This window comes from [Phormidium] sp. LEGE 05292 (assembly GCF_015207735.1).
In the GTDB taxonomy this organism is placed as follows: Bacteria; Cyanobacteriota; Cyanobacteriia; order Cyanobacteriales; family Aerosakkonemataceae; genus Floridanema.
Genome location: NZ_JADEWG010000224.1, coordinates 1 through 7588, shown reverse-complemented (window position 1 = coordinate 7588; position 7588 = coordinate 1). Strand labels below are relative to the sequence as shown.

Sequence of the window (7588 nt, the reverse complement as noted above, 5' to 3'; positions counted from 1 at the left end):
CCCCTGCACCCCTGCACCCCTGCTTCCCTACATCCCAGCTTCTTCACTCTTTACCTACTGTTGCTCGCAATGTCTACTATTACTCACGATCACGATCATCCGATTCCCAGAGGCCGTCCTGGTTTTGATATTTTATTTCCGTTACGGCAGTGGGTTGATAATTTAAAGGTAAGCGATTCCCGCAGGGATCGCGAAGCGAATCGCAAATTAGCTCATTTTCTTTGTAAATTTATTCCCTGTTGCTGCCCTTTTGAAAGAGATGTGACTTTATTAGGTCACACTTTTCATATCCCCCCTCTTTGTAAATTAAATCCTCTGTATTACGAATTTGTCTCTTTGCGCCTCCGCGCCCTTTGTTACCTTGCTGATGATTGCGGTGAAGATGTCAGCCAATACCTCTGTTAATGGGTAATAGGTAATCGGTAATCAGTAATCGGAAATAACCAATTACCAAAAACCAATTACCAATGACCAAGAACTAATCAACAGTTACCAATTACCAATTACCAATTACCAGGAGAGTCATGAAAATTACTCAAGGTAAAATCAACGAACTTCTTAACGAAAAAGCTTGCGAACATAATCACCACAAAGATGGGCAAAAGAAGAACAAATCTTGCACACAACAAGCCCAACCTGGTGCTGCCCAAGGTGGTTGTGCTTTTGATGGAGCTAGTATTGCTTTAGTACCTGTTACAGATGTAGCGCATTTGGTTCATGGTCCGATCGCTTGTTCAGGAAATTCTTGGGGAAGTCGCGGCAGTCTTTCTTCAGGGCCTAGTCTTTACAAGATGGGTTTTACCACCGATTTAGGCGAAAATGATGTCATTTTTGGTGGTGAGAAAAAGCTTTATAAAGCAATTGTAGATGTACAAAATCGTTACCAACCAGCGGCGGTTTTTGTTTATTCAACTTGTGTAACTGCGTTGATTGGTGATGATTTAGATGCCGTTTGCCAAGCAGCTTCCCAAAAGATTGGGATTCCGGTAATTCCAGTTAATTCCCCTGGTTTTGTTGGGAGCAAAAACTTGGGTAATCGCATCGGTGGCGAATCATTATTAGAATATGTTGTCGGAACAGAAGAACCAGAATATACTACCCCTTATGACATTAATTTGATTGGGGAATACAATATTGCTGGGGAAATGTGGGGTGTTCTACCTTTATTTGAAAAGTTAGGCATTCGCGTTCTGGCAAAAATTACAGGTGATGCCCGTTACAAGGAAATTTGCACCGCCCATCGCGCCAAACTCAACGTGATGATCTGCTCAAAAGCACTGATCAACATGGGGAGAAAGATGGAAGAAAAGTATGGGATTCCTTTCATTGAAGAATCTTTTTACGGCGTTGACGACATGAATCGTTGCTTGCGAAATATTGCTGCAAAAATTGGCGATGCAGATTTACAAAAACGCACGGAACAATTAATTGCTGATGAAACAGAAAAGCTAAATGAAGCCCTTGCACCTTATCGCGCCCGGTTACAAGGTAAACGAGTTGTACTTTACACAGGTGGTGTAAAAAGTTGGTCAATTATTTCTGCTGCTAAAGATTTAGGGATGGAAGTAGTTGCCACCAGTACAAAGAAAAGTACTGAAGAAGATAAGGCGAAAATTAAAGAATTGTTGGGCAAAGATGGCATCATGTTAGAAAAGGGAAATGCAGCTGAATTGCTGAGAGTTATTGAGAAAACAAAGGCAGATATGTTAATTGCCGGAGGACGGAATCAATACACAGCTTTAAAAGCAAAAATTCCTTTCCTTGATATTAACCAAGAACGCCATCATCCCTACGCAGGTTATGAAGGAATGGTGGAAATGGCAAGGGAATTAGACGAAGCACTTCACAGTCCAATTTGGGAACAAGTACGCCAACTTGCACCTTGGGATTAGGGACTGGGGACTGGGGATTGGGGATTGGGTAATTTCCCTTTCTATCTACCAATTACTATTACCAACTACCTATTACCGACTACCAACTATCTATTACCAATTACCGAAATAAATGGCTACTGTACTTAACCCCAAAAAACCCGTTGCTGTTAATCCTCTCAAACAATCTCAACCGCTAGGTGCAGCTTTAGCTTTCTTAGGTTTGAAGGGAATGATGCCCTTATTTCATGGTTCCCAAGGTTGCACAGCTTTTGCTAAAGTAATGTTGGTGCGGCACTTCCGAGAAGCGATTCCTTTAAGCACTACAGCGATGACGGAAGTAACGACAATTTTAGGGGGAGAAGACAACGTTCAAACGGCGATTTTAACTTTGTTGGAAAAGGCAAAACCGGAAATAATTGGTCTTTGTACGACGGGGTTAACGGAAACTAGAGGGGATGATATGGAAGGCATCCTCAAAGAGATTAAAAAACGCCATGAAAGTATCAATAATTTACCTTTAGTTTTCGTTTCTACTCCTGATTTTAAGGGTGCTTTACAAGATGGTTTTGCTGCTGCGGTAGAAGCTATTGTTCAGGAGATTCCCCAAAAGAGTGAAACACAAAAAGATCAAGTCACAATTTTGGTGAGTTCAGCTTTTGCACCTGGGGATGTGGAGGAGATTAAGGAGATTGTATCTGCTTTTGGATTAAAGGCGATCGCAATTCCCGACCTTTCTCAATCTCTTGATGGACACTTAACTGATGGTGATTTTAGTGCTGTCACCACTGGAGGTACAAGTGTTGCTGAATTAAAAACTGTAGGTGCTTCTGCTTTTACCTTAGCTATTGGTGAAAGTATGCGGGGCGCGGCAGAGATTTTACAGCAAAGATTCGGCACCCAATATCAAGTTTTTCCCCGACTGACAGGGTTAAAAGTTGTCGATGATTTTCTGGTAAAATTATCTCAATTAAGTGGGCAACCTGTCCCGCAAAAATATCGTCGCCAACGCGGACAATTGCAAGATGCCATGTTAGATACTCACTTCTATTTTGGACGGAAGAAAGTATCTTTGGGATTGGAACCAGATTTGTTGTATTCAACTAGCTGTTTTTTACAGGAAATGGGGGCAGAAATTCAAGCTGCTGTTACTACTACCCAGTCACCTTTATTAGCAGAAATACCAGTAGAATCTGTGACAATTGGTGATTTAGAAGACCTGGAAAATTTGGCAGTTGGTTCGGATTTGTTGATTACTAATTCTCAAGGAAAGAGAGTTAGTAAAACGCTAGGGATACCTCTCTATCGTCAGGGTTTACCGATTTACGATCGCTTAGGCAACGGACACTTTTCTTCCGTTGGTTATAACGGAACCAAAGAGGTTTTGTTCCGAATAGGCAACATTTTATTGGAAGAAGAAGAAACCAAACATCAACATTAAATATTTCCATTCTTCTGATAAATTAATCTAAAAAAGGAGTATAATTATGAAAATTGCATTTGCGACAAATGACAAAGTTCATATTAACGCTCACTTTGGTTGGGCAAAGCAAATGACAGTTTATGAGGTTTCAACAGAGGGTTATAAATTAATAGATACCCTAGAGTTTGAAGGCGACCTTAAAGAAGATGGAACTGAGGATAAATTAGTTCCTAAACTAGAAGCTTTAGCTGACTGCACAATTGTCTATGTTTCAGCAATTGGCGGGAGTGCAGCTGCGAGATTAATTCGCAAAAATGTCACTCCAATTAAGTCAAAAACTGAAGAAGACGAAATTGATGATGTCCTCACAAGGTTAGTTGAAACCTTAAAAGGAAGTCCTCCACCTTGGTTGCGGAAAGCATTGGCGCAAAAGGAAACAAAAGTCCAAGATTTTGAAGCAGAATAGGGAGAAATATTCGGATACTAAATCTAAGGTTTGAGTTAATAAATTGTTATCCGAATGCTTCTCCCCTACATGGCGACTGGTAAATCTAGATACTTAAATCAAGAGGAAATCGAAGTACAATGACAACAACGGAAACTACCCCCCAAGTTAGTGCTGAAGAGTTAATTAAAACTACGCCACTTCTCCAAGAAATAGTCCGTCAACTCCGCGCCCACGATCCTTATGGTACTTTCCGTAATTGGTCGGATGAGTTGATTCTCAAACCATACATTGTTACCAGGGAGCAAAAAAAGAAGATTTCTGTTGACGGCGAAGTCGATCCAATTACTAAGTCCAGAATTATTACTTTCTATCGTGCGATCGCATCTTTAATCGAACAAGAAACCGGGTTACTATCTCAGGTTGTGATCGATTTAAGTCATGAAGGTTTTGGCTGGGTATTAGTATTTTCCGGTCGCTTACTGTTGGTATCAAAAACCCTGCGCGATGCCCAACGTTTCGGGTTTGACTCTTTAGAAAAACTGATAGCTGAAGGCGAAAAAATTGCCAAAGCTGCCATTGAATTAGGTAAGAAACATGGGGATATTGCCCAGCTTTAATCAAGGGAGAAAAATTTTATGGTGCAAGCTGATATTCCCACTTCGAGCCAACCCAGTATTGAGGAATTAAAAACTCAAATTAAACGCCTCAATAGTAAAGGTGGACAACTTAAAATGGAACTTCATGATTTAGCAGAAGGTTTACCAACAGATTTCGAGAAAATCATGGAAGTTGCTTCCAGAACTTACGAACTTTATTGCGAGTTAGACAAACTGAAGAAACAACTAAAAGCACGGGAGCAATAAAAATGACGCAGAGTTTAACTGAATTTCGCAAACTCACTGATGCTGAACAATATTTTCAGTTTTTCCAACTCCCTTACGATCAGCAATTGGTAAATGTCAACCGCTTGCACATTTTGAAGAAGTTCTCTCAGCTAATGGCTGAAATCGATACTAATTTTCCCTCTGATAGTGATGACGAGAAATTAGAAAGATATAAAGATGCTCTGATCGATTCCTATAACTTATTCATCACTTCTTCTGGGGTTGAACAAAAGTTGTTCAAAGTGTTCAAAGAAAAGCCCAAGAATGTAGTTCTGCTCTCAGAATTAGAATCTTAAGTAATATCGTTTACTCCAATGATTGATACCAATCCGTAGCTCCCGAATCTCGTTTTCAGGTTCAACCTGGGAACGAAAATTAGAGGCTCTGCCTCTAGGCGCAAAGAATAAATCCAAGCATTTAAGTAATCGATATCAGGAGTTGAAATGTTGAACCTTACACCGACGGAAATTGAAACCTACCATCGCCAAATGATGCTCCCTAATTTTGGGGAAGCAGGACAACAAAAACTCCGCCAAGCGACTGTATTAGTCACAGGTGTAGGGGGATTAGGCGGTACGGCGGCGCTATATTTGGCGGTGGCTGGAGTTGGTAGACTAATCTTGGTTCGGGGTGGCGATTTACGCCAAGATGACATGAACCGTCAAATTTTAATGACGGATGATTGGGTAGGAAAACCAAGAGTTATCAAAGCAAAAGAAACGCTTTCTGCAATCAATCCTAATGTAGAAATTGAGGCAATTCCTGAATATGTCACCCCAGAAAATGTGGATTCTTTAGTATTACAAGCAGACCTCGCTCTTGACTGTGCTCACAACTTTGAAGAACGGGATTTATTGAATGCTGCTTGCGTGCGTTGGCGTAAGCCAATGGTAGAGGCGGCGATGAATGGAATGGAGGCTTATCTAACTACAATTATTCCGGGGAAAACTCCTTGTTTATCTTGTATTTTCCCCGAAAAACCTGATTGGGATCGACGCAGTTTTGGTGTTTTGGGAGCAGTTTCGGGAACGTTAGCTTGTCTGACGGCGTTGGAAGCAATCAAGGTAATTACTGGTTTTGAAAAGCCTCTATTATCTGAATTTTTGACGATGGATTTGGGAAGGCTAAATTTTGCCAAACGCCGCCCCTATCATGACCCTAATTGTCCTGTTTGTGGCAATCATAGTCATTAGTGGAGATCCCCCCTAGCCCCCCTTAATAAGGGGGGAACCAGAGGAAGCTACACGCTATTAACATCACGGAAAACTAAATTCAAAGTCCCAGTTTTTCTTGAATCAATTACTGTTCACCTACTTATCACTTCAAGGAGATTTTATGACCGTTATTTTGACCGAAAAAGCAGCACTTCGTCTTCGCACTTTCTTAAGAGCTTCCAATGCAGAAGATCCAAGTGCGCCTCGGAAAGCTGTAAGATTAGCAGTAGGTGATGGTGGTTGCAGTGGTTATGAATATAAAATGAATATCACTAGCGAATCTGCGCCTGATGATTTGGTATTTGAAGAAGACAAGGTATTGTTTTTCATTGACAAAACAAGTGCGCCTTTATTAGAAGGAATTCAAATTGATTTTGTTGATGGTTTAACTGAGTCTGGATTTAAGTTTAGCAACCCTAATGCAACTGATTCTTGTGGTTGTGGTAAGTCTTTTAAGGTGGGAGATTGCACTCCTGCTGGTACTTCTTGCAGTTAAACGAATCAGCAAATTACTTGAATTAAAAAATTGTCTGAGGTTCCGAAAATGACTACTAGTTACAAAGTAACTTTGATTAACAAAAAAGCCAAAACTGAAGTAACGATCGATGTACCAGAAGATACTTATATTTTAGATGCAGCAGAAGAACAAGATATAGATTTACCTTCTTCTTGTAGAGCAGGTTCTTGTTCTAGCTGTGTGGGAAAAGTGATGGAAGGAGAAATTGATCAATCCGATCAAAACTTCTTGGATGACGAGCAAATGGCTAAGGGATTTGCACTGCTTTGTGTTACTTATCCCCGCTCTGATTGTACGATTCGGACTCATCAAGAAGCTTATCTGGTTTAAAACCCTTTTCGCATTTTTTCTGGATAGAAGTCGTAGTTCCTTAAGTAAATTATACGACTTCTAAAATTCCCATTTTAGATTTGAGAATAGCGATCGCAAATCTAAAACAATTTTACTGTCAATTTGGCATGGATGAGGGAATGAAATGAAGAAACATTTTTGGTGGTATTTGTTAACTAGTTTGGAAATACTACTTTATTTACTAATTAGTTTTAATATGACAAATCCATCAATTATGCCTGAGCAGTCTACTGTACTTTTCAGAAAACTTTTACTTCCTTCAAGCATGACACCCTAAAAATATTTACCCACTCTTGTCGGTGTTAACCTCAATAAAATGATTAGTGAAGAATACTTAGGTAACGAGTTTGCTAAGATAGTCGATCGAATTCACCCCCGATTAGGGAAATTACTCCAAAGCTGCTATGTAAAAGTAGTTGAATTTTCCGTTAAAAGGTTACGTAAACGCTTTTATTATATCACTATATATTGTCCTGATAATCTAATTTCTGAATTACAATGTGAGAAAAGTTTACTCAAAGATATTGCCGAAAATATGGGATTAGTAGATGTAATTTGTCTCAATGCTTCAAAATTATTGCGCGATCCTTTGTCTCAATTGAAGCAAGAAAACCCCCGTTTATGGATGGAATTATACTGGATTGCTACACACTTTAAATAATATTTAAATTACTTTACTTTGCAGAGTCGATTTAGTAAAGTATATATTAGTCTATAATTGCCATAATCAATCATTTTTTCTAGCCCCTGATTATTTTTAAATCAAAATACTAATATTTAGTTAAGTATTTTGAAATTAGAAAACAAGGGTTTTTTTATCTTTATATTGTGATACCAATTCTTTATGAAGATGCGCTTAATTCACCCCACCCCAAACCCC

General features: G+C 39.5%; 11 protein-coding genes. All 11 read left to right on the top strand.

Going from position 1 to position 7588, the window contains the following annotated elements:
* The first annotated feature begins 69 nt into the window (after positions 1-69).
* Entirely contained in the window at positions 70-405 is a 336-nt protein-coding gene (locus IQ264_RS30375) for a Mo-dependent nitrogenase C-terminal domain-containing protein (RefSeq protein ID WP_193986074.1), read from the top strand.
* A 119-nt stretch (positions 406-524) separates the two neighbouring features.
* Positions 525-1892 carry a nitrogenase iron-molybdenum cofactor biosynthesis protein NifE gene (nifE, locus tag IQ264_RS30370; protein ID WP_193986073.1) on the top strand — a complete coding sequence of 456 codons (1368 nt, stop codon included), beginning with the start codon at positions 525-527 and terminating at the stop codon, positions 1890-1892.
* 112 nt (positions 1893-2004) lie between these two features.
* A complete protein-coding gene (gene nifN, locus IQ264_RS30365) occupies positions 2005-3312 on the top strand; it encodes a nitrogenase iron-molybdenum cofactor biosynthesis protein NifN (protein WP_193986072.1) in 1308 nt (435 codons plus the stop codon).
* A gap of 46 nt (positions 3313-3358) precedes the next feature.
* Positions 3359-3760 carry a nitrogen fixation protein NifX gene (gene nifX, locus IQ264_RS30360; RefSeq protein ID WP_193986071.1) on the top strand — a complete coding sequence of 134 codons (402 nt, stop codon included), beginning with the start codon at positions 3359-3361 and terminating at the stop codon, positions 3758-3760.
* 119 nt (positions 3761-3879) lie between these two features.
* Positions 3880-4359 carry a NifX-associated nitrogen fixation protein gene (locus tag IQ264_RS30355; RefSeq protein ID WP_193986070.1) on the top strand — a complete coding sequence of 160 codons (480 nt, stop codon included), beginning with the start codon at positions 3880-3882 and terminating at the stop codon, positions 4357-4359.
* A gap of 18 nt (positions 4360-4377) precedes the next feature.
* The gene (locus IQ264_RS30350; protein WP_193986069.1) at positions 4378-4605 is read left to right on the top strand and encodes a CCE_0567 family metalloprotein; all 228 of its coding nucleotides are present in this window, start codon (positions 4378-4380) and stop codon (positions 4603-4605) included.
* A 2-nt stretch (positions 4606-4607) separates the two neighbouring features.
* Positions 4608-4922: a nitrogenase-stabilizing/protective protein NifW gene (nifW, locus tag IQ264_RS30345; protein ID WP_193986067.1), complete on the top strand. Its 315-nt coding sequence runs from the start codon at positions 4608-4610 to the stop codon at positions 4920-4922.
* A 147-nt stretch (positions 4923-5069) separates the two neighbouring features.
* Positions 5070-5819, top strand: coding sequence for a HesA/MoeB/ThiF family protein (locus IQ264_RS30340; protein ID WP_193986065.1), 750 nt, complete (start codon positions 5070-5072; stop codon positions 5817-5819).
* Positions 5820-5961: 142 nt separating this feature from the next.
* Entirely contained in the window at positions 5962-6336 is a 375-nt protein-coding gene (locus tag IQ264_RS30335) for a HesB/IscA family protein (RefSeq protein ID WP_193986063.1), read from the top strand.
* Between the two features lie 48 nt (positions 6337-6384).
* Positions 6385-6687: a 2Fe-2S iron-sulfur cluster-binding protein gene (locus tag IQ264_RS30330; protein ID WP_193986061.1), complete on the top strand. Its 303-nt coding sequence runs from the start codon at positions 6385-6387 to the stop codon at positions 6685-6687.
* Between the two features lie 337 nt (positions 6688-7024).
* Complete coding sequence (locus tag IQ264_RS30325) at positions 7025-7369, top strand: hypothetical protein (protein WP_193986059.1); 345 nt, start codon at positions 7025-7027, stop codon at positions 7367-7369.
* Positions 7370-7588 lie beyond the last annotated feature (219 nt).

Excerpts from the sequence above, each read along its gene's own strand:
- IQ264_RS30375 (WP_193986074.1), top strand. The coding sequence starts at position 70 with ATGTCTACTATTACTCACGATCACGATCATCCGATTCCCAGAGGCCGT.
- nifE (WP_193986073.1), top strand. The coding sequence starts at position 525 with ATGAAAATTACTCAAGGTAAAATCAACGAACTTCTTAACGAAAAAGCT.
- nifN (WP_193986072.1), top strand. The coding sequence starts at position 2,005 with ATGGCTACTGTACTTAACCCCAAAAAACCCGTTGCTGTTAATCCTCTC.
- nifX (WP_193986071.1), top strand. The coding sequence starts at position 3,359 with ATGAAAATTGCATTTGCGACAAATGACAAAGTTCATATTAACGCTCAC.
- IQ264_RS30355 (WP_193986070.1), top strand. The coding sequence starts at position 3,880 with ATGACAACAACGGAAACTACCCCCCAAGTTAGTGCTGAAGAGTTAATT.
- IQ264_RS30350 (WP_193986069.1), top strand. The coding sequence starts at position 4,378 with ATGGTGCAAGCTGATATTCCCACTTCGAGCCAACCCAGTATTGAGGAA.
- nifW (WP_193986067.1), top strand. The coding sequence starts at position 4,608 with ATGACGCAGAGTTTAACTGAATTTCGCAAACTCACTGATGCTGAACAA.
- IQ264_RS30340 (WP_193986065.1), top strand. The coding sequence starts at position 5,070 with ATGTTGAACCTTACACCGACGGAAATTGAAACCTACCATCGCCAAATG.
- IQ264_RS30335 (WP_193986063.1), top strand. The coding sequence starts at position 5,962 with ATGACCGTTATTTTGACCGAAAAAGCAGCACTTCGTCTTCGCACTTTC.
- IQ264_RS30330 (WP_193986061.1), top strand. The coding sequence starts at position 6,385 with ATGACTACTAGTTACAAAGTAACTTTGATTAACAAAAAAGCCAAAACT.
- IQ264_RS30325 (WP_193986059.1), top strand. The coding sequence starts at position 7,025 with ATGATTAGTGAAGAATACTTAGGTAACGAGTTTGCTAAGATAGTCGAT.